This is a genomic window from Paenalicyclobacillus cellulosilyticus (assembly GCF_014647315.1).
In the GTDB taxonomy this organism is placed as follows: domain Bacteria; phylum Bacillota; class Bacilli; order Alicyclobacillales; family Alicyclobacillaceae; genus Alicyclobacillus_J; species Alicyclobacillus_J cellulosilyticus.
On record NZ_BMOY01000026.1, the window covers coordinates 1 to 24,728 of the forward strand.

The 24,728-nt window shown below is 68.3% G+C and carries 21 protein-coding genes; 6 read left to right on the forward strand and 15 right to left on the reverse strand.

Annotated elements, in window-relative coordinates; all coding sequences use genetic code 11:
- Window positions 1-856: RDD family protein (locus IEX97_RS08740; RefSeq protein WP_188882431.1), on the reverse strand; the 856-nt coding region annotated here is incomplete at its 3' end.
- A gap of 41 nt (window positions 857-897) precedes the next feature.
- On the opposite strand from IEX97_RS08740, the gene IEX97_RS08745 reads away from it, so the two are divergent.
- Window positions 898-1,854, forward strand: coding sequence for a stage II sporulation protein M (locus IEX97_RS08745; protein WP_188882432.1), 957 nt, complete (start codon window positions 898-900; stop codon window positions 1,852-1,854).
- 18 nt (window positions 1,855-1,872) lie between these two features.
- Here IEX97_RS08745 and IEX97_RS08750 read toward each other — a convergent pair whose 3' ends face one another.
- From IEX97_RS08750 to IEX97_RS08785, 8 genes are read right to left on the reverse strand one after another with little or no spacing between them, the layout of a single operon-like run.
- Window positions 1,873-3,273 (reverse strand): DUF58 domain-containing protein, encoded by a 1,401-nt coding sequence (locus IEX97_RS08750; protein ID WP_188882433.1) that lies wholly within the window; start codon window positions 3,271-3,273, stop codon window positions 1,873-1,875.
- Window positions 3,227-4,159, reverse strand: a complete 933-nt coding sequence (locus IEX97_RS08755) for an AAA family ATPase (protein WP_229776694.1) — start codon at window positions 4,157-4,159, stop codon at window positions 3,227-3,229. Before IEX97_RS08755 ends, IEX97_RS08750 begins: the two co-directional genes overlap by 47 nt.
- Window positions 4,152-5,417: a DUF4350 domain-containing protein gene (locus tag IEX97_RS08760; protein ID WP_188882434.1), complete on the reverse strand. Its 1,266-nt coding sequence runs from the start codon at window positions 5,415-5,417 to the stop codon at window positions 4,152-4,154. The genes IEX97_RS08755 and IEX97_RS08760 overlap by 8 nt, the downstream gene beginning before the upstream one ends.
- Window positions 5,407-6,033: a hypothetical protein gene (locus tag IEX97_RS08765; RefSeq protein ID WP_188882436.1), complete on the reverse strand. Its 627-nt coding sequence runs from the start codon at window positions 6,031-6,033 to the stop codon at window positions 5,407-5,409. Before IEX97_RS08765 ends, IEX97_RS08760 begins: the two co-directional genes overlap by 11 nt.
- Window positions 6,034-6,039: 6 nt before the next feature.
- Window positions 6,040-6,963, reverse strand: a complete 924-nt coding sequence (locus IEX97_RS08770; RefSeq protein WP_188882438.1) for a hypothetical protein — start codon at window positions 6,961-6,963, stop codon at window positions 6,040-6,042.
- A gap of 58 nt (window positions 6,964-7,021) precedes the next feature.
- Window positions 7,022-8,851, reverse strand: a complete 1,830-nt coding sequence (locus IEX97_RS08775; protein ID WP_229776696.1) for an ABC transporter ATP-binding protein — start codon at window positions 8,849-8,851, stop codon at window positions 7,022-7,024.
- Complete coding sequence (locus IEX97_RS08780; RefSeq protein WP_229776698.1) at window positions 8,848-10,872, reverse strand: ABC transporter ATP-binding protein; 2,025 nt, start codon at window positions 10,870-10,872, stop codon at window positions 8,848-8,850. Before IEX97_RS08780 ends, IEX97_RS08775 begins: the two co-directional genes overlap by 4 nt.
- On the reverse strand, window positions 10,853-12,202 hold the full coding sequence (locus tag IEX97_RS08785) for a glucose-6-phosphate isomerase (protein ID WP_188882440.1): 1,350 nt from the start codon (window positions 12,200-12,202) through the stop codon (window positions 10,853-10,855). Before IEX97_RS08785 ends, IEX97_RS08780 begins: the two co-directional genes overlap by 20 nt.
- A gap of 233 nt (window positions 12,203-12,435) precedes the next feature.
- Here IEX97_RS08785 and IEX97_RS08790 point away from each other — a divergent pair, with 233 nt between their 5' ends.
- Window positions 12,436-14,097 carry a M1 family metallopeptidase gene (locus tag IEX97_RS08790; RefSeq protein ID WP_188882442.1) on the forward strand — a complete coding sequence of 554 codons (1,662 nt, stop codon included), beginning with the start codon at window positions 12,436-12,438 and terminating at the stop codon, window positions 14,095-14,097.
- Window positions 14,094-14,618: a transcription repressor NadR gene (locus IEX97_RS08795; protein WP_188882444.1), complete on the forward strand. Its 525-nt coding sequence runs from the start codon at window positions 14,094-14,096 to the stop codon at window positions 14,616-14,618. Before IEX97_RS08790 ends, IEX97_RS08795 begins: the two co-directional genes overlap by 4 nt.
- 90 nt (window positions 14,619-14,708) lie before the next feature.
- On the opposite strand, the gene IEX97_RS08800 is transcribed toward IEX97_RS08795, so the two are convergent.
- The 3 genes from IEX97_RS08800 to IEX97_RS08810 all read right to left on the reverse strand — a co-directional run bounded on the left by IEX97_RS08800 (window position 14,709) and on the right by IEX97_RS08810 (window position 18,418).
- Window positions 14,709-16,295 carry a Na+/H+ antiporter NhaC family protein gene (locus IEX97_RS08800; RefSeq protein ID WP_188882446.1) on the reverse strand — a complete coding sequence of 529 codons (1,587 nt, stop codon included), beginning with the start codon at window positions 16,293-16,295 and terminating at the stop codon, window positions 14,709-14,711.
- A gap of 137 nt (window positions 16,296-16,432) precedes the next feature.
- Window positions 16,433-16,939 carry a hypothetical protein gene (locus IEX97_RS08805; RefSeq protein ID WP_188882448.1) on the reverse strand — a complete coding sequence of 169 codons (507 nt, stop codon included), beginning with the start codon at window positions 16,937-16,939 and terminating at the stop codon, window positions 16,433-16,435.
- Window positions 16,940-17,143: 204 nt separating this feature from the next.
- Window positions 17,144-18,418, reverse strand: a complete 1,275-nt coding sequence (locus tag IEX97_RS08810; protein ID WP_188882450.1) for a glycoside hydrolase family 18 protein — start codon at window positions 18,416-18,418, stop codon at window positions 17,144-17,146.
- A gap of 169 nt (window positions 18,419-18,587) precedes the next feature.
- Here IEX97_RS08810 and IEX97_RS08815 point away from each other — a divergent pair, with 169 nt between their 5' ends.
- Together IEX97_RS08815 and IEX97_RS08820 are read left to right on the forward strand one after the other, a co-directional pair.
- Window positions 18,588-19,280, forward strand: a complete 693-nt coding sequence (locus IEX97_RS08815) for a response regulator transcription factor (protein WP_188882452.1) — start codon at window positions 18,588-18,590, stop codon at window positions 19,278-19,280.
- Window positions 19,281-19,290: 10 nt separating this feature from the next.
- A complete protein-coding gene (locus IEX97_RS08820) occupies window positions 19,291-20,517 on the forward strand; it encodes a sensor histidine kinase (RefSeq protein ID WP_188882453.1) in 1,227 nt (408 codons plus the stop codon).
- 45 nt (window positions 20,518-20,562) lie between these two features.
- Here IEX97_RS08820 and fabI read toward each other — a convergent pair whose 3' ends face one another.
- The 3 genes from fabI to IEX97_RS08835 all read right to left on the reverse strand — a co-directional run bounded on the left by fabI (window position 20,563) and on the right by IEX97_RS08835 (window position 23,270).
- Entirely contained in the window at window positions 20,563-21,339 is a 777-nt protein-coding gene (gene fabI, locus IEX97_RS08825; protein ID WP_188882455.1) for an enoyl-ACP reductase FabI, read from the reverse strand.
- 65 nt (window positions 21,340-21,404) lie between these two features.
- On the reverse strand, window positions 21,405-22,265 hold the full coding sequence (locus IEX97_RS08830; RefSeq protein ID WP_188882456.1) for a lipoate--protein ligase family protein: 861 nt from the start codon (window positions 22,263-22,265) through the stop codon (window positions 21,405-21,407).
- Between the two features lie 81 nt (window positions 22,266-22,346).
- Entirely contained in the window at window positions 22,347-23,270 is a 924-nt protein-coding gene (locus IEX97_RS08835; RefSeq protein WP_188882458.1) for a LysR family transcriptional regulator, read from the reverse strand.
- 168 nt (window positions 23,271-23,438) lie between these two features.
- Here IEX97_RS08835 and IEX97_RS08840 point away from each other — a divergent pair, with 168 nt between their 5' ends.
- Entirely contained in the window at window positions 23,439-24,701 is a 1,263-nt protein-coding gene (locus tag IEX97_RS08840) for an adenylosuccinate synthase (protein ID WP_188882459.1), read from the forward strand.
- Window positions 24,702-24,728: the final 27 nt, after the last annotated feature.

Sequence of the window (24,728 nt, forward strand, 5' to 3'; positions counted from 1 at the left end):
GGCGCCGCTTTGCGCGCGCCTGCTTGCGCACCGCGCGGACGAGGGCGCGCAGGAGCTGCGCCTGTTCGCGCGGCGTGAGCGGCCGCTCGTCAGGCGGCCGTAGCAGCGCGACACCGGGCAGGGCCAGCGTCGCTTCCCACGCCTCCCGGACGCGATCCCGCCAGATGGCGGGCGCCAGCTGGCGGCGCCGCTTGACGAGCGCCCGGAGGGTGTCCTCCCATCCCGGTGGCAGTTCTCCGTGCAGCACGAAGGTCACATGCCGCCGCGGCAGGCGGACGGTGACGGCGGCCGAGGCCGGGGGCGCGGCTTCCACCGTGCCGCCGGAGGTACCCGCGTCCTCCCACGGTGTGCCCGCCGGCAGCGGCGCAAGCTGCAGACGGCGGTTGTCGAGCACCACCATGGTGCCGGCCGCGAGGTCCCCGACGCGCCGCGCCTTCGGGTCGATGAGCATCACCACGACGCCCGCCAGATACCCCACGGGAAATCCGTCCACCACCCGCAACACGTTGCGCACCGCTGCGGCCGCGAACGTGACGGGCCTGCCGTCACGGCGGACAACCCGGATGCGCTGGCAGCGTTTCCCCACCGTCTGGCCTGAGGTAGAATATTCGCAGCCGATGTGATAGAGAAACGGCGTAAAAAACGCGAGGATGACCATGACGCCGATGAGTACATCGTGCAGGCGAGCGGGCAAGGCGTACCACAAGCCCCAGGCGGCGAGCGCGAAGAGGACGTAAACGCCAAGGATGATCAGCCGGTCAATGAGGAACGCCAGCGCACGCGTACCGATGCCGGCGAGCGTGAACACAAGCTCCACCCGCTCCGGCGTCATCACCTTCACTTCTGGCCGTTGCACGGCGGCACCTCCCTCCGCGTCAGAAAGGAGACAAAAGACGCATGGACGTCACGTCGTTTCGCGCCCAACGCGAAGCCGCATGGCGTGAACTGGATGCGCACCTGCGCAAAGCGCGCAGGTTTCGCAACCCGCAGGAACTCGCGCGTTTCATCCATCTCTACCGGCGGGCGGTGCGCGATTTGGCCGTCGCCCGGACGCGTTTCCCGGCCCATCCGGTCACGGCCTACCTCAACAGCCTGGTCACCGCGGCACACAACCGGTTGTACCGACGGGAGCGGGACGGGTTTGGACGGGTGTTCCGCTTTTGGGCCGCAGACTACCCTCGTTTGGTCCGGCGTCTGTCCGGGTACATCGCGCTGGCCGCCGCCGTCTCGCTCGCCGGCATCCTGTTCGCATTCGCGGCGACCTACCGCCTGCCCCTCAACGCCTACCGGCTGTTGCCGCCGGAAATCGCGACACAGGTGCAACCGGAGCAGGCTGGCCCGCACGCCGTCGATGCGCCTGTCCTCTCCAGCTTCATCATGACGCACAACATCCAAGTCTCCCTCTATGCGTTCGCCGGCGGCGTCACCGGCGGGTTGTTCACCCTGTACATGATGTGGCAGAACGGGGTGATGCTGGGCGCCCTCGCCGCCTTGTTCCAGCGGGCCGGGCGGTCGGCCCTGTTCTGGTCCCTCATCCTGCCGCACGGCGTGACCGAACTTGCCGCCATCTTCATCGCGGGCGGCGCCGGCCTCCGGTTTGCCCATGCCCTCATTCACCCCGGCGGCCGCCGGCGCGCCGAGGCGGTGCGGCAGGGGGCGTGGGAGGGCATGCAGCTGATGTTTGGCGTCGCCGCGATGCTCGTCGTCGCAGGCACCATCGAGGGATTCGTCACGCCCTCTCGCCTGCCGATGGGGGTGAAGTTCGCCGTCGCCGCCGCGACCGCCCTCCTGTGGGCAGGTTACTACGGCTTGGCCGGCCGGCGGTCCCGGCGCACGGATGACCATCCGGCGTGACCCGGAAGCAGGGCGGTCTCAGAGCGCGAACCGGCGGCGGCGCAGCAAGTACGTCCGCACCACGTGCGGCACAAGCGTCTCCGCCGGCGCCTCGACGGCCGCCACCCCGTAGCGGTGCAAGCGCGCGAGCTGGGCCGCCCGGTCGGCCAGCACCCATTCCGCCGCCGCAATGCGGGCGAAGTCGTGCTTGCGGCGCGGCAACAAACGGGCCGTCCGCTCGCTCTCCGCGTCGGCCAGCGACACGAACAGCACCTGGTGCCGGCCGCGCAGATCCCGCAACAAGCCAATCAATTCCGTGTCTTCCGCCAGGCTGGCGATATCGGAGAGGATGACCACGAGGCCGCGGCGGTGGAACCAGCCCGCGAGGGCGGCGAACAGCGCGCCGTAGTGCGTCTGCACCGCCTCCGCCTCGAGGCGGGCGAGCGCCGCCAGCACCGCCTCCCGCTGCGCGTCACCGCGTCCCGGCGCGATGCGGGTGACGAGGCGGCTGTGAAACGCCACCAGCCCCACGTGATCCCCTGCGCGGAGCGCGGTCTCCAACAGTCCGGCGGCACACTCAGCGGCGTGATCGAGCCTTGACTTGCCCGACTCCGCGCGCACATCCATGTACCGGCCGGCATCGATGGCGATGACCACCTGCTGGCCGCGCTCCGGCTCGTACACGTTTTTCATCAGCCGCCCGCGGCGGGCGGATGCCGCCCAGTTGATGCGCCGCGGGTCGTCGTCCGGCGTGTACTCCGCCACGTGCGCAAACTGGGTGTGTCCGCTCGTGTACGCCTGCACGCGGCGGCCCTCCTGCAGGTGTGCCTGCTGCAGGGCGAGCACCTGCGACCGCCAGGTGGACAGGTCGGGAAAGACCAGCGCCTCGGCGGCGGGAGGCGGAAAGCGCCGCTGCCGCACCCACAAACCGAGGCGGCTCGGCCAGCGGACGTCCACCGGTTCGAGGCAGAAACGGCCGCGCCGGTCCGGCACCACGGTGCGGCGCCAGGTAAGCACCACGCGCCCGGGGCCGCCGGCCGCTTCCATCTGCGGTGCACCGGGCCGCGCGAACGTATGGGGCAGGCCGTCGTCGACGGCGAAGCAAGCGCCCGCCCGGGCCGCGCGGGCGGCCGCCGCGGCGTCCGGACCCATCATCTGCAGCGTGAGACGCACCTCCGTCGGAACGCCAATCTGCCACAGCCCCTCCCAATCCAGGCGGGCGTCCACCACGGTTGTCCGCGACAACCGCCAGCCGTCGGCGGCGCACACAGCGGCCAGGACACCGCCGGCGACGAACCACCACCAAGCCGGAATCGCCCACCCGACCGTCGCGAAGCAGACGCTTCCGCAGACCGCCCACCAGACCGCGAGCCGCGGCGCGGGCAGCATGCGGTCAGCGCGGGACAGGTACCGCTGCCAAGACGCGCGCAATGACTTCATCGGTGCGCACTCCTTCCAGCGCCGCATCCGGGTTGAGCTGCAGCCGATGGCGCCAGACCGGATGAATGACCGCCTGGACGTCGTCCGGGATCACGTAGTCCCGCCCGTCCCAGTACGCGGCGGCGCGCGCCGCGTCGAGGAGCGCCGTCGCCGCCCGCGGGCTCGCCCCGAGCACCAGCTCCGGGCGCGATCGCGTCGCATGGGCGAGCTCCGCGATGTAGCGCAGGATGCTCGGTTGCACGCGGACGCGCGCGACCTCCCGGCACAGCGCCCGCCATGTCTCCAGGGTCAGCTCTGCCGCCGCCGGCAGGCGATCCGCCGCGCCGTCCGCCGCATGGTCGGTCAACAGCTCCACCTCCGCGTCGAGCGGCGGATAGTCCATCTCCACCTGGAGCAAAAACCGGTCCAGCTGCGCCTCAGGCAGCGGATACGTCCCCTCGTACTCGATGGGGTTTTGCGTCGCAATCACGAAGAACGGATGGGGCAGCGGCAGGGTCTCCCCGTACAGCGTGACCTGGCGCTCCTCCATCGCTTCGAGCAGCGCAGCCTGGGTCTTCGGCGGCGTCCGGTTCACCTCGTCCGCCAACACGACGTTGGCGAAGATGGGCCCCCGGACGATTTCGTAGCGCTCCCCGGACGGATGGAACACCGCATTGCCGACGATGTCGGTCGGCAAAAGGTCCGGCGTGAACTGGATGCGCCGGAACGAACCGCCGCACAAGCGGGCAAGCGCCTTGGCGAGCGAGGTCTTGCCGACCCCCGGCACCCCCTGCAACAAGACGTGTCCTCCGGCCAGCAGGCCGAACAGCACGTGCCGCACCGCTTCATCCTGGCCGCGGATGACGGAACACAGCTGGGTGTAGACGCGGCGTATCGCCTCATGCACGAGACCTGTCCCCTCCTTCCAGCACGGAAAGCAAGCGGCGCGTGGCCGCCCGGAAGCGGCGCGGGCGATCCGCTCCGTCTGCGCGCACACCCTGCCAGACGGCGAACGCAGCCGAAAGCGCTTCGTCGCCGGCCTGCGCCACGGCGGTCGCGACGGCCGCCCAGTCCGCCCGGGCGGTCAACCCGAGTTTCGCCGCCATGCGCCGCCGCACCGCGGCTTGGACCAACTCGGTCTGGTATGATCTGAGCTGCCGCGCCTCCAGATGGCGGGCCAAGGCGGCGAGAAATTCCGACGCTTGGCGCGGCATCTCCTCCGGCGCCGGCCGCGGCCGGCCGAAGCGATGGACAGCGTAAAAGACGTAGGCCAAGGCGGCGATGAACCAAGCAGCGAACGCCCACGCACGGCCGTTCCCGAACACCAGCGGCCACGGATGGGCGGTCGCGATGCCGTGGCCGTATTCGTCCCACCACACCGGCCCGTGGCCGGTGAGGTCCCAGACCACGCGCAGGTTGTCCCCGCTTCCGACCGCGCGGTTTTCCCATGCGGACGGGATGGTCCAGACATCGATGAGGCCTTTGCCCCGGCGGATGCGGACCCCGAGCACCGCATGGCCCGCCACCTCCCGCCACGGGGCCGCCGCGATAGCCGGTCCTTGCAACTGCACGTTGGCCGTCAACACGAGATGGCGCCATGTTCCGCCCGGAATGGGAGACGGAACCGGGTGCGGCGACGGATTGCCCGCCATGCCGGCGGCGACCGCCCGCACCGTCGTCACGCGCTGCGCCGGGCAGGCCGTAAGACGCAACCCGAGCGCCCGGAGCACCCCGTCCATTTGATCGGTGACCCAGACGACGTGGTTGCCACGGGCTGCGAACGAAAGCAGCGCGCGGACGTCCTGCGCACGATACGCCCCGGGTTGAGGTGCCACGGCGACCCAAACACCTTCCAGACGCGCCGGCAACGCCTCCGGCGGCGTCGTCGAGGCATGAAACGGCCGGCCGAGGCGTTGCCATAACCGGTTGACAGCCAAACTCCCTTCCGGCGTGCTCACCGTGCTCATGCCCGCGGGCCCGGCTTGCGGTGCCGACGAAAGCGGCAGCACGACGACGGCCGTGGCGGCGTACACCCCCACCAGGGCGGCGGCCAGCCACCAGGAGAGGCTTGCCGATCGCGCTGCTTTGCGCGCCGCCCCCTCACTTCGCACCTGCCTCTCGCGCTGTGCCACCCGTTGACCGTGCATGCGCCGCTTATCGCCCACGTGCCTCCGCCCCGCCTTCCGTGCCCTCCGCGAACCAGCCCGCCCGCCGGGCCGTGGTGAGGAGCCGTTCTGCTTCCGCGGCGTCCAGTGCGCGCCCGGCGTAGCGCACCGCCTCATGGGCGCGGGCCAAGGTGGTGAACAGGGCCACAAACTCCGCCGGCGCCGCGGTGCGCGCCAGGTCCCGAACCAGGCGGCGGACGGTGACGGCGGCCGGCTGGTCCGGCAACCATCCGGCCGCCCGGGCGTACGCCAGGCCCGCGGCGAGCAAGACCGCCAACATCCCTGCGGCATCCCCCGCCGCCAGCCTTTCCGTCGCCACCTGCCACATGGAGGCTGGCTGACGGTGGGACGGCCACGGACGGCGCCACCTCGCTCGCTGCCCACGCCACCGAACCACGGCCCACCCCGCCGCAACCGCCACCAATCCGGCGGCCAGCGCGGCCCAGGCGACGCCCCCGTTGCCGGACTGCACGAACAGGCGAACGATGTGCGCCACCACCCACCGCAAGGGGCGCTCCCACCACGGAGAGGGCGGTGCGGCGACGGAGAATACCGGATCGCGCAGGATGGCTTGCAGTGCATGGTGCGCCGCGGCGTAGCCTCCCTGCCCGGGCACGCACCCTCACGCTCCTCTTGGCCACGGCGGCAGGTCCAGCCCGTCGGTGCGCACGCGCAGGTCGGTGTACAGGTGAGACAGCGCGAGGGCGTAGAGCGGGCTCGTGAACAAGGTGACGATGCCGAGGACGACGGCCGACACCACATCGCTCTTGATGAGGAACAGGACCAATCCGTTGGCCGCGATGCGCAGGACGAAAAGGATGAGTCCGAGCAAAAACAGAAAGCCGAACGTGCGCCAAAACTTGCCGCGCACAAGCGCCAAGACCCGTACGACGGCCCGCCAATACCCGATGTCTTCCGCCATCACCACCGGGAGCACCAGTTCCGCGGCCACCGCGGCCCAGACGACGAACGCCAACGCAGCGCACGCGAAGACCGCGGCAAAGATCGCGCCCACCACCGTCCACACACCGTGCAGCGTCGCCAGCACGATGAATCCTGCCGTCGCGCCGCTGCCGACGAAGATGGCCGCCATGTACAGGATGAACACCAGGATATACGTGAGGATGAGCGGCAGCAAGCGGCGAAACGCGTGCGAGAACGCGTCGTGGAACGCCACCCGCCGCCCCCACAGCTCCTTGGCGGCCACGAAGCGGACGATGGTCCCGTTGAGCAGCGGATTGACCACCAGCGCCGCCAGGAGCGCGAGGGCGTACGAAACCCATACGGTGCGCGGGGTCGCCTGCAGCACCTGCAGCTTCTCCCAGGCCTTGAGGTCCTTCCCCGACAGCAGGGTGTTGAGCAACGACTGCGCTTGGCCGACCGACTGGTGGGTGAACAACACCTGCAGGATCAAATACGGCACCAGCACGTAAACGGCGGCGGTCATGATGTACCGGAAGTGGTCGCGGTAGTCCTGAAACGTCACATCCAGGAGCTCTCCGACCGTTTTGGCACGCACGGGCTGCGAACCGCGCCAGTCCTCCATACGACGACATCCCCCCTGCCGGCCCGTCTGGCCGCGCCCTTTGCACACCTTGCCAACATCATACCACAGGGGAGTTGCGGCTGGCGGCCAGGCCGAGGGGTTGATCCGCCTCGACCCCCGATTTGGCGTACAGGTCGGCATAGCGGCCGCACAGCGCGAGCAATTCCTCGTGCGTGCCCGCTTCGACGATCCGGCCCTGCTCGAGGACGAAGATCCGGTCCGCGTGCCGGATGGTGGAGAGGCGGTGGGCGATGACGAGCGTCGTCCGCGATTTTGCCACCGCCTGCAGCCCCTCCTGGACCCATCGCTCCGTCTGGCTGTCCAGGTTCGCCGTCGCCTCGTCGAGGATCAAGACCGGAGGGTTGAGCGCCACGATGCGGGCGAACGAGATGAGTTGCCGTTCCCCCATCGACAGGTTGGCGCCTTTGCCGTACAGCTGCGTCCGGTAACCGTCCGGCAGCCGCTCGATGACCCGGTCCGCGCCGACCGCCTTGGCGGCCGCCACCACCTGTTCATCCGGGATGTCCGGCCGAAAAAGGCGGATGTTGTCCGCCACCGTCCCGGTGAACAGGTGCACGTCCTGCTGCACCAAGCCGACGAGGCGGCGCAAATCCGCCTGGCGCATCTGGCGGATATCCATGCCGTCGATGAGAATGGCGCCGGACACCGGATCGTAAAACCGGGCGAGCAGGCTCATCAACGTGCTCTTGCCCGCACCCGTCGCTCCGACAAAACCGACGAACATGCCCGGTTCGACCGTGAAGGACACGTCGTGCAGCACCGTTTGCCCCGGGACGTAGGCGAACGACACATGGCGGAACTCGACCCGCCCTTGCACCTTCCGGACATCGACCGGCAAAGGCACCGGCGGGTCCTTCACCGCGGGCTCGACCCGCAGCACGTTGCCAATCCGCTCCGCCGAGACCATCGCGGACTGCAGGGTGTTCCATTGTTGGGTGATGGTGTTGATGGGGCCGAAAAACTGGCGAATGTACGTGATGAACGCGTACAAGGTGCCGAACTGCATCTGTTGGTGCAGCACCGCGTCCCCGCCGACGAGGACCACCGCCGCCACGGCCAGGTTGCCGGTGAGATCCAGAGTCCGGTTGAACAGCACGGAGACGCCGAACTCCCGGATGTTCGCCGCGCGATGGGCGCGGTTGATGGCGTCGAACGCCCTCGCCTGCCGGGCTTCCTGATGAAAGATCTGGATGATGCGCATGCCGGCCAAGTTTTCGGCCAGAAACGCGACCATGTTCGACAACCGGGTGCGCGTGGTCTGATACGCCTCGCGTTGCCGCCGGCGAAAGGCGACGGAGATGGCGAAGATGACGGGCACCAGCACCATCGACTCAAGGGCCACCCGCGCGTCCAGTTCGAACATCGCCACGATGATCATCGCGATGGACAACCCGTCGCGGACCACGCTCAGAAAAAACTGGGTGAACAACTGGTTGACGTTCTCCGTGTCGCTCGCCACGTTGGTCACCAAGCGCCCGATGGCCGTCCGGTCGAAAAACTGCATCGACTGGCGCAGGATGTGTTCGAACAGGTCCTGGCGGATGGCGCGGATGATGTTCTGCCCGGTGTGCTGCAGCACCATCACCTGCGCGTAGTTGGCCGCCACGCCGATGAGCACCGCCAGGACGTAGACGGCGCCGATGGCGTACAGCCCCGCCAAGTGCGGGTGCCGCGGGTTTAAATCGTCGTCGATCGCGATTTTCACCAGGTACGGTTGGAGGACGCCGCTCAGGTTGTAGACCACGACCAGCGCCAGGATGACCGCGAAATGCCAAGCGTGCGGGCGTGCGTACGCCAGGAGGCGGCGCAGATTGCGTCCGGAAGCCCCCTGCACCGGTTCGTCCGTGCGCGCGCCGTCCGTCTTCACGCGCTCACCCCCTCCCCCGCTGCCTGAAGCGCATACATCGCGGCGTAGATGCCCCCCTGCGCCAAGAGCGCCTCATGGGTGCCGCGTTCGACCACCCGCCCCTCGTCGAGGACCAGGATGAGGTCCGCGTCACGCACGGCCGACAGGCGATGGGCGACGATGAACGTCGTCCGCCTCCCTCGCAAGGCCCGCAGGTGTTCGATGATCCGCTTCTCGGTGTTCATGTCCACCGCGGACAGGCTGTCGTCGAGGATGAGGATGGGCGCGTCCTTCAGAAGCGCCCGGGCGATGGCCGTCCGCTGCCGCTGTCCGCCGGAGAGGGTGACGCCGCGCTCGCCGATCACCGTGTCGTAACCGTCCGGGAAGCGGGCGATGTCTTCGTCGATGCAGGCCAGCCGCGCCGCCTGCTCCACCTCTTCGCGCTTGACCCCTTCCCGGGCAAACGCGATGTTCTCGCCGATGGTCGTCGAGAACAAAAACCCGTCCTGAGGCACGTAGGCGATGGCGCCGCGCAAATCGGAAAGGCGCAGATCGCGCACGTCGTGGCCGTCGATGAACACCGTGCCCGGCGGCGGATCGAAGATGCGCGGCAGCAGGTTGACCAGCGTCGTCTTGCCCGATCCCGTCCGCCCGACGATCCCGACCGTCTGCCCCGGCGCCACCTCGAAGTGCACATCCCGCAGCACCGGCCGCTCGCTGCCGGGGTAGCGAAACTCCGGCACATGAACGGCGACGGCACCCCGGATGTCTTCCACAAGTACGGGCGCCGGCGGATCGGTGATGTCCGGACGCTCCGCGAGCAGCACTTCGAGGCGCAACAGCGACGCGGACGCCCGTTGAAAGTTGTTGATGACATTGCCAATCTGCTGCAACGGGTTGAGCATCATGCCCAAATATTGCGTGAATGCGACAAATTCGCCGATGCCGATCTGCCGGGTTGCCGTCAAGGCGCCGCCGTAGACGAGCGCAACGGCGAAGCTGAGCGACCCCATCAACGGGATGAGGCTCTGGAACAACGCACTCTGCTGGAACACCTGCATTTGCTGCGCCACGATGGCTTCGACCCGCTCGGCGAAACGGCGGGCCTCGACCGGTTCGTTGCCGGTCGCCTTGATGAGCCGGATGGCGGTCAAGCTCTCTTCGGTGAGGTCGGCCATATCGGACAGCCGCTCCTGCACCTGGCGCGACGACTGCCGGATGCGCGGACCGAAGGCCACCACGAACACCGGCACAAACAACAGCGGGAACATGCTCGCCAGCGTCAGACGCACGTCGACCGTGCGCAGCGTCATCCACAGCGTGGAACACAACAGGAAGACCGCGTTGGTCAACTGGTTGAGTCCGGCCGCCATCGCCTCGCGCACGGTGCGCACGTCGTTGAGGGCTTGGTTGAGAAGATCGCCCACGCTGCGCTGGTGGTAATACGCGGTCGAGAGCGTCTCCCAGTGGCTGAACAAGCGCTGGCGCAGTTCATATTCGAACTCGCGGCCGAGCCTGCCGTTGCTGAACTGGCCGACGCCGAACAACAGCACGTACAACAGGCCGACGGCCGCGAGTCGGGCTGCGTAGACCCCGACCGCCCGCGGCGTGAGCTGACCGGCGCTCAACGCATCGGTGAACCGCCCCAAAAGATGCGGAAACTGCACAATGACGAACTCCGACGCGATGATGGCGCCCGTTCCGACCCCGTACGCGAAGAGGTGCGACCGGACGAACCCGGCCAACAACTGGCGCGGATTGGCGCCGTCCGCTTCCCTGCCGATGGCGGGTCCCCCCTTCCTGCACGCGCGCTGCCCCGTGATGAAGCGGTCATACGCCTGATGCGGGCAGCACGCCGCGCCGTTCCGGAACCAGAAACATTCGGGACGAAAAAGATTGTAACACACCTGCCGCAAGCCGGCAGCCTGCGCAGACCGCGGATGGAGCGCATACCAAAGGCGTGCCCGCTTGAGAGCACGCCTTGTGCGCTGACCCGGCCCGGCCGCGCGCAAGCGTTCGCTTTCATGGGCCCAGCCGCTCACGCAACTTGGCCTGCATCGCTTCAAAACCCGGTTTGCCGAGCAGGGCGAACATGTTCCGCTTGTACGCTTCCACGCCCGGTTGGTCAAACGGATTGACGCCGAGGAGCAGGCCGCTTGCGGCACAGGCGAGCTCGAAGAAGTAAAACAACTCGCCGAGGCTCTGCTCACGCCTGTCCTCGACCTCGACCAACAGGTTCGGCACGCCGCCGTCCGCATGCGCGAGCTGGGTCCCGAGCCGTGCCTGGTCGTTGATCCACGCGATGGAACGGCCCGCCAGGTACTCCAGGCCGTCGTCGACCGAGGGGTCGGAAGGCAGGGTCAGGCCGGTGTCGTCGCGGACGACCCGCACCACCGTTTCGAACAGGGTCCGCATACCCTCCTGCACGTACTGGCCGAGGGAGTGGAGGTCCGTCGTGAAACCCATCGACGACGGGTACAACCCCTTTTGGTCCTTGCCCTCGCTCTCCCCGAACAACTGCTTCCACCACTCGGCGAACATCCGCAGCGCCGGTTCGTAGTACGCCAGGACCTCCGTCGTCTTGCCCTTGCGCAGAAGGATGTTGCGCAGCGCGGCGTAACGGTATGCCGGGTTGTCGGCGAGGGACGGGGTCGCCAACGCCTCCTCCGCCGCCGCCGCACCGGAGAGCAACGCCACGATGTCGACGCCGACCGCGGCCAACGGCAACAACCCGACCGGCGTCAGCACCGAATAACGGCCGCCCACGTCGTCCGGGATGACGAACGTCCGGTAACCTTCCGCATCCGCCAACTGTTTCAACGCGCCACGAGCGCGATCGGTCGTCACGTAAATCCGGCGCTTCGCCTCCGCGGCGCCGGCCTGCCGCACCAGCCAATCGCGCAAGACGCGGAACGCCACCGCCGGTTCGGTCGTCGTCCCCGACTTCGAGATCACGTTGAGGACGACCCGCTTGCCGTCGAGGACGCGCAACAGGTCCTTGAGCCCCGCCGCGCTCAGGTGGTTGCCGGCGAAGTACAGCTCAGGCCCGCCCCGCACCTCCCGCGGCAATTGATTGTAATACTCCGGCTTCACCCACTCGAACGCCGCCCGCGCACCCAGATACGAGCCGCCGATCCCGATGACCACCAGCGCATCGGCGAGCTGCCGGATCTCGTCCGCCGCCGCCAGGATATCCTCCACCCCGCGCGCCAGTGTCTGCGACGGCAGGTGGATCCAGCCGAGAAAGTCGTTGCCCGGAACTTCCCCCGCGTGCAGACGCTGGTGGACGTCGGTGACGAACGGCTGCAGCTTGTCCAGTTCGTCCGGATGGACAAACCCCTGCGCGAACTTCCAATCGAATCGTACCGCCATGCCCTATCCCTCCGCGATGGCCGGACCCTGCGGCGGGCCATTCCGACTGCCGTCGCCCGCAGGATGCGGTCCCAGGAAATCTGTGCCGTCCAGCAGTAGCATAATGTTTTTTATCCTCGGAAGAAAGACGCCGCCGCCGTCCATGTTATGATGTGTACAGGACGCCCGCCGTATGGGGCGGCGCAGGCACCACGCCGATACCAACCACACGACGAAGGACGGATGACACCCGCATGGGCGCGACCTTTCACCCGAGACCGACCCAAATCGCCACCGCGCGGAAGTCCCGGCAGGCACGAACCCCCGGGAAGCTGGTGCTCTGCACGCTGGCCGCAGCCGTCCTCAGCCTGGGTCCGGGCCAGGCTGCGGCCGCCGCGGTTCCGCTTCAGGAACCGCCCATCCCGAAACTGGTCCCGGTGGCGGTGACGGCGCGGACGCTTACCGCACAGACCATTGCCCGCGACGTCAAAACCTTGCAACAGCTCTTGTCGCAACACCCGGGGGACGGCCAGGTGCGCGGCCCCGACCAACTGGTCTATCAGCTGGACGTGACGCTCGCCCCCGACGTGCACGAGTTTGCGGCCCATGAAAGCGTCCACGTGCACAACAATCTCGGCCGTCCCATCTCCACCCTGTACTTCAACGTCTGGCCGGACGCCCCGCACTACCGGCAGGCCGGCGGCTACGAACAGGTCAAGGGGGTCACCGTCGACGGCAAGCCGGCGCACTTCACCTTGCACGGCACCCTGCTCACGGTGCAGCTCAACCACCCCCTCCCGGCAGGCGGCGAAGGCGTGGTGGCGATGGACCTGTTGGCCAAGCTGCCGCACATCCAGGACCGCTACGGGTGGAACGGCACCAACATCGACCTGGGAAACTGGTTCCCCATCCTCGCCGTCCACGACGAGCACGGCTGGGTGACGCCGCCGTATTACAACGACGGCGAGTCGTTCTATTCGCTGACCGGCGCCTTCCACTTGCGGATCACCGCCCCCAAGACGTGGGTGCTCGCCGTCACGGGTCAGGAGACAGGCGTGCAGGAGCACCCGCAGGCCGGGACGGTGACGTACGACTATACGGCCGTCGGCGTGCGCGACGTCGCCGTCGTGGCCGACTCGACCTACAAGGTCCTGCAGGGCCGCGCCGGCAACACCGCCATCTACGTGTACTACACCCCGTCCGAGAAGGCGCTTTGCACCACCATGCTGAACGTCGCCAAACAGGCGCTTGCCGCCTACAACCAGTGGTACGGGCCGTATCCGTACCCGACGTTGCGCGTCTGCGGCATGGTCGGTTGGTTCGGCGGCATGGAGTACCCGCAGCTGGTGATGATCAGCTTTTACCCCGGCGCGGACAGTGCGAGCGACATCACCGCCGATGTCGCGCACGAGGTGGCCCACCAGTGGTTCTACGGCCTCGTCGGCGACGACCAGTACCTCACGCCGTGGATCGACGAGGCGTTCGCCACCCTCAGCGAGCAGCGGTTCGATCACGCCGACATCTCCGCCACCGACCCTGAGCCGGCGGGCAACCACGTCAGCTACCCGGTCAGCGCGTTCGGGAATTCCGACTTCGGCGGCGGGAATGCGGCCGACGCATACTACACCACCATCTACAACATGGGCGCCCGCACCCTGTACGACCTGATGCAGGCAATGGGCGAGCCGGCGTTCGACCGCATGCTGCAACAGTACGTCCAGCGCTATATGTACCAGGTCGCGACGACGGAAGACTTCATGCAGTTCGTGAGCCAGGCGGCCGGGAAGGACATGACCGCGTTCTTTCAACAACACCTGGTCTTCGCGCACGACAGCGACCAAGCGCCCGAACAGCCGTGGGTGGCGTTGGAGGAGGCGGAAAACCAGCGCCCCTGGAGCGGGGAGGATGGCCCGTGAACGCACCCACGCGGAACGAACGCCAAGCGCGCCTGCTCGCGCTGCTCGCCGCCGCGGCCGATCCGGTCACCGGATCGGAGCTGGCCAACCGGCTCGGGGTCACGCGGCAGGTGGTGGTGCACGACATCGCCCTCCTGCGCGCACAACACGTGCCCATCGTCTCCACGCCGCGCGGGTACTGGCTGCAACGGGATCCTGCCCCGCGCAACCAGACCCTGCTCGCGGTCCACCACCCGCCCGCGTTGACCGAGACCGAGCTCTGCATCTTGGTCGATCACGGCCTGACCGTGATCGACGTTCTGATTGAACACCCGATCTACGGCGAACTGCGCGGTTCGTTGCAATTGGCGAACCGGCGCGACGTGCGCATGTTCATGGAGCAGGTGCGCCGGTCGGGCGCAAGCCTGCTCTCCTCCCTGACCGACGGCCACCACATGCACACCGTGGCGTACGACGAAGAGAGCCAGCTGCAGGACGCGGTGCGGGAGCTGCGCCGCCACGGCATCCAGGTGTTCGATTGAGCGCCGTCCGGGTGCGCGAGGGAACATCGCCTGGGTGTGCGCTGGCGCGCCGCCCGGGGGTGTGCCGGTCTGCGCCCGTCGCACGACCGCCTAACGCACGCCCCCCCACAACCAGCCGGCGGCTGCATACAGCACGGCGCACGCTGCGGCGAAGGGCAGCGCCAACCGCAGCTTGCGGCGGGCGTACCCGAGCACCGGCAGTTTCATCACCGCCGCCATCGCCAGCGTATTGTCGCTGAGCGGAGAGACGAAGCCGCCGAACGTGCCGCTCGCGAACACGGCGCCCGCCACGAGGGCGTACGGGACGCCGGACGTGGCGGCGAGGGAAAACCCGAGCGGCATCAACATCCCCCAGGTGGCGAACGACGACCCGATGCCGTACGACAACAGGCAGCCGATGGCGAACAACAGCGGCGCGACGAGCGGGGGCGGCAGCGCCCGCCCCGCCGCGCGCGCGATGAACGCGGCAAAACCGAGATCGGCCGAGATGGCGGAGACCGCCCACACCAGGACGAGCAAAAGCACCACCGGCATCATCTCGTTGCCGCCGGCGAGGAACCCGTACACCGTCCGCCACGCCGGTTCGCCGCGGCCGAGATACCACGCGAGCGCGCCGGCCAACGTGATGAACAAGGCGGTGAGCATCGCCTGCGCCGCGTTCGCCGCCGCGAAGGCGCCAAGGAGGCCGGCGGCGCGGCGGTGGCCGTCCCACCAGGTCAAGAACAGGGTGAGCGCAAGGAGGACGGCGAGCGGCACCGTGAGGTGCCACGGATTCGGCCGCGCGCTCTGGGCCACGTGTTCCAGCGGATCGGGCGGGGAGCCGGCTTGCGTTGCGGCAGGCATCAGCTCAGCGGCCGTCTCCACGCCGACCGGGCGGGGGAGCATCCGCGATGGCTTGCGCAGCCCGCCGCGGCGGGCACGGGTTGCGGGCGGTGCGGCCAGCGAGGACCGGGCAGCCGGCGCGGGCGCGGCCGCCTTATCCGCCGGCGGTGCGGTCTCCCCCGCGGACGCTGCGGCGGCAGGCAGAGGCCGGTGAAAGACGGACCGGTACAAACCGTATCCCAACATCAGCCAGGCGAACAGATTGCACGGGATGCTCCACAGGAGCAGCCGGTACGCGCTGTCCGGCGGCGCCGCGCCGTGATGGCTGGACGAGGTGGCGAGGAGGCCGACCATGTAGCCGACAAACGCGGTCCCGACCGGAACGACGGCGCACAGCGGGGTGGCGGTGATGTCGATGATGAGGGCCATCTCGCTCGCCGGCACGCGGAAGCGTTGGAAGATGCGTTGCAACACGGGCGCCACCGTCAGGATGCGGAAGTCCGGAGCCATGAACGTGAACAACGCGGACACCCAGGCAAGGGCGTACGCGCCGCGGACGGTGCGCACACGCCGGGCGACCGCCTGCGCAAAGCCCGCCACGCCGCCCGTCACCCTGACCAGGCCGACGAACGCGCCGAACCCGTAGAGAAAGACGAGGAGGCGGAGATTGTCCGGCTTGCCCGCCTCCCGCAGGACGTAGCGGATGGCGGCCTCCACCCCCGCGAGCGGCGACGGATGGAGCATGAAGGCGCCGAGCAAAAGCCCGGCCAACAGCGCGGGCAGGACTTCGCGCATGGCGACGGCAAGTCCCATCACCGCGGCGAACGGCAAAAGCGACCATGCGGTGGCGTACACGCGGCCTCCCCCTTCAGGACGGTGTCTCTGCTTACCTTGTCCCGGGCGGGCGGGCCGCCATGCACAAGCGAACCTTCATTGCGTGGAAAACGAGCGTGCTGCAACGCGGAAGACCGCCATGGGTAAAACCGCAGCGATCACGTCCTGTCATCCTGCCAGTCGACGCGGCGTTCCACCGTGACCAGGCGGTCGCCTTCGTGCAGCGTCATCAGGAGCCGGTGCGAAGCGGGATCGTACACGGCGTCCGCCTGGATGACGGCGCGGCCCGTGTGCGGATCGGCGTACTCGATGGTGAGGCTGTGGCCGCCGTCCATCGCGTGGTAGCGGGTCATCAGGGCGAAGGTTTGTGCGGCGAGCACGGAGGCAGGGATGGGGCGGCGGAGGTGCAGGACGCAAAAGTCGCCTTGCAAGCCGAGGGCATCCGTGCTCACCTCCGCCCACCCGATCCGGTGCACGATGACGTAGTGGTTGAACACCGATTGATGCTTGGCGCGAAATTGGAGGGCGCGCACCGTCTCCGCGGCGAACGTCCCCCCGATGGCCAGAACCAGCGCCAACCACGCCAAGAGGAGGGTGCGGTTGCGCCGGTGCAGCCGGTCGGAGCGCGGTGCGGCGGACGCCGCCTCCCGCCATGACGGACCCATGCGGTTCACCTGACTTCCCGAGCCGGGTTGTGTGGCACACTGCCGGCCGCTTGCTGCGGTGGTTTCAACCTTACGCTTGTCAGGTTAGCGCGATTCAGCCGTGCGGGTCAACCGTCCGCGTCCCGGGCGAGTTCGCGCCGTTCCATCGTGTCCATCCGCCGTGCGGGTCAACCGTCCGCGGGACCGGCGGACCGCGCCGGACGTTCAAAGCACCTTGCGCACCTGGAAGTGGGCGGCCAAGAGCGGCCACAGCTGCGGGATCTCAGACGGGAACTCCCAGAAGCTCATGCCGCGCAGGCGGTACGCCCGGACGAGGCTGAGCTTGGCCTCGATGCTGCGGGCGTCTTCAAACCACACCTCGTGCCGCCTGCCCTGCGGATCGGTGTACCGGAAGTACGGGGCTTGGTACGACGGGTGATAGTGAATGGCCGCCTGGTGCGCGATCGCGCGCGCCAGCGCCTCCTGCGGGCTGATGGTCTCGGCCACCGTGCCCGGCTGAAACGGCAGGGTCCAGTCGCGCGCGTACACCGGAAACCCCATCAGAATCTTGTCGCGCGGGATGACGGTCACGGCGTAATCCAGCACGCGGCGCACCTCGCTCACCGGGGCGACAGCCCACGGCGGCCCGCCCGCCCAGCCCCATTCGTACGTCATGAGGATGACGAGGTCGCACAGCCGCCCGTGCACCTCGTAGTCGTGCGCCTCGTACAACAGCCCGACCTGGGTGCCGCTGAACTTGGGCGCCAGCGCCGAGGAGAGCAGATAGCCGGCTTGCCGCAGCGGATCGCGGATGCGGGCGAGAAACCGGTTGTACGCCTCGCGGTCGCGCGGGTAGAGGTATTCGAAGTCGACGTTCAGGCCGGTGTACCCTTTGGCGCGCATGAGGGCGAGGACGTTGCGCAAAAACGCGTCCTGGGCCGCCGGATTGCGCAGGAACGCGTGCGCCACGTCGGAGTTGAACATGTCCCCCGCCCAATTCGTCACCACGCACCACGGCGCAATCCGCGCTTGGCGCGCGAGCGGCAGGACGGGGTCGTCCCCGGGCGGTTCGAGGCTCCCGTCAGGACGGACGTGGTGACTGAACGGGCTGAGGTAGGTGAAATACGCGCCCGCCTCTTGCACGGTGCGCTGGCCCGGTGCGCCGAAGTCGGTGAGATAGGCGTTGGTCTCCACCGTCCGGCGCGGCAGAGGCGGCACACGCAGCACTTGGCCGGCGGTGAGGCGGCTTAGGTCCACCTGCGGATTCCACTGCTGAAGCTGCGCCACCGTCGTCCCGTAACGGTTGGCGATGGCAAACGCCGTATCGCCGGGTTGCACCACGTACACCCCTTCCGGCACAGGGATGAGCAATGCTTGGCCGACGAGCAACACGTTTGGGTCGGGCAAGGCGTTGAGCGCGGCAATACGCTCTGGGTCCACCCGGTATTGCTGAGCGATCCGCCACAGCGTCTCGCCGCGCCGCACGACGTGGATCTGCATCCGGACACCCCCTGTGGGCGAATTTCCCCATACCGTATGCCGGGGGTGCCCCGGCTGCCTGGGCGGGCGCCCGTTTCCCCATCCAGCGTGCATGGGTGTGCTATAATGGCAGGCGACGAAACACGGGCGGCCTGACGGACAAGCGGGGAACGGACAAGGAGGGTCCGGGGTGCGGATCCTGTTGGTAGAGGACGAAAAGAAGCTGGCGTCGGCGCTGCGCCAGCTGTTCAAGGAGCACCACTATGAGATGGACGTGGCATACGACGGCGAGACCGGCCTCGATTTGGCGCGCACCCACAGCTACGACGCCCTCGTGCTCGACATCATGCTCCCCAAGCTGAGCGGATTGGACATCGTGCGCACCCTGCGCAAGGAAGGGCACGACGTACCCATCCTGCTGCTGACGGCCAAGGACACGGTGGAGGACCGGGTGAAGGGGCTCGACACCGGCGCGGACGACTACTTGGTCAAGCCGTTTGCCAACGAGGAACTGTTGGCGCGGGTGCGGGCGCTGACGCGCCGGACCGGGAACCTCGCCGGCACGAACGAGATGACCGTGGGACCGTTCACCATCGACCTGACGGAGCGGGTGGTGCGGCGCGGCGACGAGGTGCTGTCGCTCACGCAGAAGGAGTTTCAGCTCCTGGAACTGTTGTTGCGCAACCACGGCAAGGTGCTCTCCAAAGAACTGATTTTGGACCGCGTCTGGGGCCCGGACGCCAGCGTGGTCGGCAACGCGGTGGAGAACTACATCCACTTCCTGCGGCGCAAGATCGACCTGCCGGACCAACCTTCGTATATTGAAACCGTGCGTGGCGTCGGCTACGTGTTTCGTCCGCATCCAGGCAAGCACGAAAAGTGAGGGACCTTCCTTGTTCCAGCGCGTCCGCGTCCGCCTGACGCTGCTGTCGGTGGCCATCTTCATCTGCCTGTACGCCGTCTCTTCCCTCGCGGTCTACGCCATCGTGCGCCACGTGGTGCTGCAGTCCATCGACGCCCGGCTCGACATCGTCGTCCGCCAGATCCTGCACCGCAACGCCCCGTTCGTGCTCTCCAACCTCCCGATGGGCATCTACGGCATGGTCGGCACACCGAACCAGGTCATCAGCAACCTGCCCGACGATTTGTTCAACGCCATCTCGCCGTTCGTGACCGCCCACGCCGGCGTACACCCGTGGGCCGCCACGTTCAACGCGGGCGGCGACCAGGTCTATCGCCTGATCTACGAACCGGAACTGGCCGATCCGTTCTTCGGCACCATCCAGTACGTGGTGGTCGTCGGCAACATCGCCCGCGAGCTGTCGGTCCTGCAACGCCTGCTGCACGTGCTCGCGCTCGTGGGCGGCGCGGGCGTGCTCATCAGCACCCTGGCCGGATTTCTCTTCGCCGAGCGGGCCCTCAAGCCCATCCGCACCGCCTGGCAGCGCCAGCTCGACTTCGTCGCCGACGCGTCGCACGAGCTGCGCACGCCGCTGGCGGTCATCCAGTCGAACCTGAACATCGTGATGGAGCACAGCCACGAGACGGTGCTCGACAACATGGAGTGGCTGAACAACGCCCACAGCGAGGCCCGCCGTCTCAGCCGTCTGGTGGAAGACCTGCTCACGCTGGCGCGCAGCGACTCCGGTGCGGCGCCGCTTTCCGTCTCCGCCTTGAACTTGGGCGATCTCGTCCGCCGCGTCGGCGAGCTGTTCGAGCCCGTCGCCGCCGCCCGCGGCCTCACCCTGCAGGTAGAAGCGCCGGATTTGACCATCGAGGGGGATCCCGACCGCCTGCACCAGCTGTTGGTCATCCTCCTCGACAACGCCTGCAAGTTCACCCCGGCCGGCGGGCGGGTGACCGTACGCCTGACGCGATCGCGCCACCAGGCGGTGATCCAGGTGCAGGACACGGGCATCGGCATCCCGGAGGCCGATCTGCCCCACATCTTCGAGCGGTTTTACCGGGCCGACAAAGCCCGTGCCCGCACCGCTTCGGCCGGCGCGGGGTTGGGTTTGTCCATCGCCCGCTGGATTGTCGACGCACACCAGGGGAAGATCCAGGTGGCGAGCCGCGAGGGCGAAGGCACCACGGTCACCGTCCAACTGCCTGCCCCCTGACCCCGGATGCGCGGCCGCGCCGGCGCCGCAGCCACAGCCGCCGCCTCAGAACCCAAGGATGTGGTACCCCGCGTCCACGTGCAGCACCTCGCCGGTGATACCGCGCGAAAGGTGGCTCAACAAAAACACCGTCGCGTCGCCGACCTCATCTTGGTCGATGTTGCGCCGCAGCGGCGCCTTCTGCTCCACCGCCGCCAACACGTCGTTGAACCCCGCCACGCCTTTCGCCGACAGGGTGCGCACCGGCCCGGACGACACGGCGTTGACGCGGATCCCGTCCGGACCGAGATCCCGCGCCAGATAGCGCACGCACGCCTCGAGCGCCGCCTTCGCCACACCCATCACGTTGTAGTTGGGCACGACCCGCTCCGCGCCGATGTACGTCTGCGTCACGATGCTGCCGCCCTCGCGAAACAGGGGGCGCGCCGCCCGCGCCACCGCGACCAAAGAATAGGCGCTCACGTCCTGGGCGAGGTGGTATCCTGCGCGGGACGTTTGGACGAATTCACCCTGCAGTTCCTTGTGGTCCGCGAACGCCAACGAGTGAACCAGCCCGTGAATCGTGCCCACCTGCTCGCCGATGTCGGCGAACGCCCGCGCGACGGACGCATCGTCCGCCACGTCGCACGCCACGCGCAAAAGCGGGTCGATCCCGCTCGCCGCGAGCAATTGATCCAGCTTCTGCAGCGACCGCTCCTTGCGGTACGTGAAAATGAGGCGCGCCCCTTCCCGGTGCGCCGCCTTGGCGATCCCCCAGGCGATGCTGCGTTCGTTCGCCACACCCATCACCACGATGCGCTTTCCTGCCAACAACCCCTGCATGACCATCCTCCTATCGCGTGCTTGCGCGGCCCACAGGACCACCGGCCCTGGTGTCCCGGGCCGACTCATCCCGCGCCCGCGGCCGCCGCGGTGCGGATGCCGCGCGCGGCAAAATAGGCGGCCGCCGCCGCCAAGAGGCCGGCGGCCGCCGCATCCGCCCGCCACCGCGGCGTGCGCGCGGAAACGGGCGGGACGAATGCAGCACCGCCATGACTTCCCGCCTGCGCGCCGAGGACATCGTCCGGAACCAGATCGCGCAGGCAGACGGACGCCTCGGCCCGCACCCGGTCCGGCAGACCGGCCTCGGCATAGAACCGGTTGATGAGCCGCGTGCCCGAAACGAGATCGACATCAATCATGATGCAGGCGTGGGCCAGGATGTAGCCGGGATGCCCCGACGCCATCCCTGCGAGGCCGCCGCGCCACGACTGGGCGGTCCCGATGAGCTTGCGCCCGCCGACCACCACGTTGTACTGGCCGTCGCAGTAGCTGCCCGGCAACGGCCCGGTCGCGGCCTCGACACCGTACCCCGCCAGCCAGGCGATGAGCACCTCCGTCAACAGGCGGTAATAGGCGTCCGTGCTGCCGGAGCGGCGCGTGCGCGGCAGGATGAGCGAGAAGTGGAGCACGCCGTCCCCCTGCGGCACGGCGGTGCCGCCGGTGTTGCGCACGACCACCAGCCACCCTTCGCCGCGCAGCCGATCCGCCGCCGCCTGCGCCTGTGCGGTGGCGAGATCGCGGAGGCTGACGGCGAGCCCGGGTTCCGGCGCCGCCCGCCATACCCGGGCGAGCGGCGGGCGCAACCCGCGTGCCACCTCGCCGCCGAGGCGGACGTCCAGGTCGACGTTGTCCTGCGGATGGCGCAGGTCGTCCAGCCACGCCACCGCCAGCACCTCGGCGCCCAACAGGTCTGTGAGCGAGCTCATCGTGCCACTCCCCTTTCGCCGCCTCCATTGTACCTGAACCGGCCGTGCACGACCTGAACCGGCCCTGCATCCGGCGGCGCATCATCCCTTTTCTCCTTCGCCCTTCGTCCGCTCCGCACCGGCGACGGCCGCAGGCAGCCAGCGCGCAAACTGGGCGGCACACGCCGGCAACGACCCCTCCGCCCGCGCCACCAACGTGATGGTGCGCGCGCCGAGATCGGCGTCGACCACCGGAATGCTCACCAGCCGGCCGAGCAAAAGGTCGTCCTGCACCGCCGATTCCGGCAGCACCGCGATGCCGATGCCCTGTTGCACCAAGCGGTTGATGCTCTCCAGGCTGTCGGTCTCCATGGCGGCGCGCACCGTTGCGCCACGCGCCGCGACGAGCCGCTCCACGATGGCGCGCAGGCTGCTGCCTTCCCGCATCAGGACGAACGGGTACTGCGCGGCGTCCGCCAGGCGCACCTCGCGAAAACGGGTCAACGGATGCCCGGGGGCCGCCACGAGCCGGAGGGCGTCGCGCACCAGCGGCGTCTGCACCAAGTCGTCCCGGTCGGCGGGGACGGTCGTCACCACGCCCAGGTCGACCTCCCGTTGGCGGAGCATCGCCCACACCTCCCGGCTCGATCCGCTGCGCACTTGAAACTGCACGTGCGGGTGCAGCCGCCGGTAGCGGGCGAGCAGCGGCGGCAACAGATAGATGGACGGCGTCAACCCCGCGCCCAGGTACACCGTCCCCGCCTCAGGGTCCAGGAAGGCGGCCAGCTCGTCCCGCATCTTTTGTTCGAGCAGCAGGCAGCTCTTGGCGTACCGGTACACAATCTCGCCCGCCCGGTTGAGCACCAATCGCTTGCCGATGCGGTCGAACAACCGCATCCCGACCTGCGCCTCCAGCTGTTGCACCTGGCGGGTGACGGTCGGCTGCGTCAAGCGAAGCGCCTCGGCCGCCCGGACCAGGGTTTCATGCTCCACAATTTGGACAAACGTCTGGTACCGCGGGTCCACGCCGGGCCCCCCTTATGCATGACGCGCATGGAACGTATGCAACAAATCAATTTTACACATAAGCGTGCATCGCGTACACTGAAGTCGGCCCGCGCGGGCGGAACACCACCGGCCTGCGCGACGCAGCCGGGCGCGGCATGCCGCGCCCGCAGCAAGGAGTGAGCGTACATGGTCCACGCGGTCGTCGGCGCCCAGTACGGCGACGAAGGCAAAGGCAAGATGGTCGACTACTTCGCCGCCCAGGCCGACCTGGTCATCCGTTATCAAGGCGGCGGGAACGCCGGCCACACCATTGTAAACGAGCACGGCAAGTTCGCCCTGCACCTGGTGCCTTCCGGCATCTTTCATCCGCAGACGACGTGCGTGCTCGGCACCGGCGTGGTCATCCATCCGATGAACCTGGTCCAGGAGTTGAAAACGCTGGCCGAAGCGGGCATCGACACCCGGCGCCTCCTCATCTCCGAACGCGCCCACCTGGTCCTCCCTTACCACGTGTGGCAGGACAAGTACGAGGAAGAGACGAGATTGCGCAAGGTGGGCACCACCCTGCAAGGCATCGGGCCGGCTTACCAGGACAAAGCGGGGAGGTTCGGCATCCAGATTGGCGAGATGCGCGATCTCGGCCACTTCCGCCAGCGCCTGGAGGCGGCGTTCGCCCTCAAGCTGGAGCGCATGCCGGGGATGAAAGCGTATTGCAGCTCCTTCGCCGAGATGTGGCAAGAGCTTGTCGCAGCGCGGGAGGTCCTCCTGCCCTACATCCAAGATACCCTGCCGGTCATCCGCCGCGCGGTGGAGTCCGGCCGCTACGTGTTGCTCGAAGGGCAGCTCGGCGTGATGCGGGATCTCGACTGGGGTGTGTACCCGTTCGTCACGTCGTCGTCCCCGATTGCAGGCGGCACCCCGGCGGGCGCCGGCATCCCGCCGTGGGCGGTGAAACGGGTGACCGGCATCACCAAGGCGTACACCACCGCGGTGGGTGAAGGACCGTTCCCGACACGGCTCGACGACGAGATTGGCCGCTATTTGCAGGAAAAAGGCCACGAATACGGGGCGACGACCGGCCGGCGCCGGGCCTGCGGCTGGCTCGACATCCCGACCTTGCGCTACGGTGCCTGGTTGAACGGCTACACCGACCTGGCGCTGATGAAGCTCGACGTGTTGAGCGGTCTGCCCGAAGTGGCCGTGTGCGTGGCGTATGAACGCGACGGGCGCACCTACGATACACCGCTGCCCGCGTATGAACTGGAGCGCGTCCGGCCCATCTACGAGACCCTGCCCGGATGGGAAGAGGACCTGTCCGCCTGCCGCACCTTCGCCGACCTGCCGGAGAACGCGCGGCGGTTCGTGGAGCGCGTGGAATCTCTCGTCCAAGTCCCCATCCGGTATATCTCCGTCGGCCCGGAGCGGACGCAGACGATTGTGCGGGAGTAATGCGCATCGTGGTGCAGTGCCGCCGCA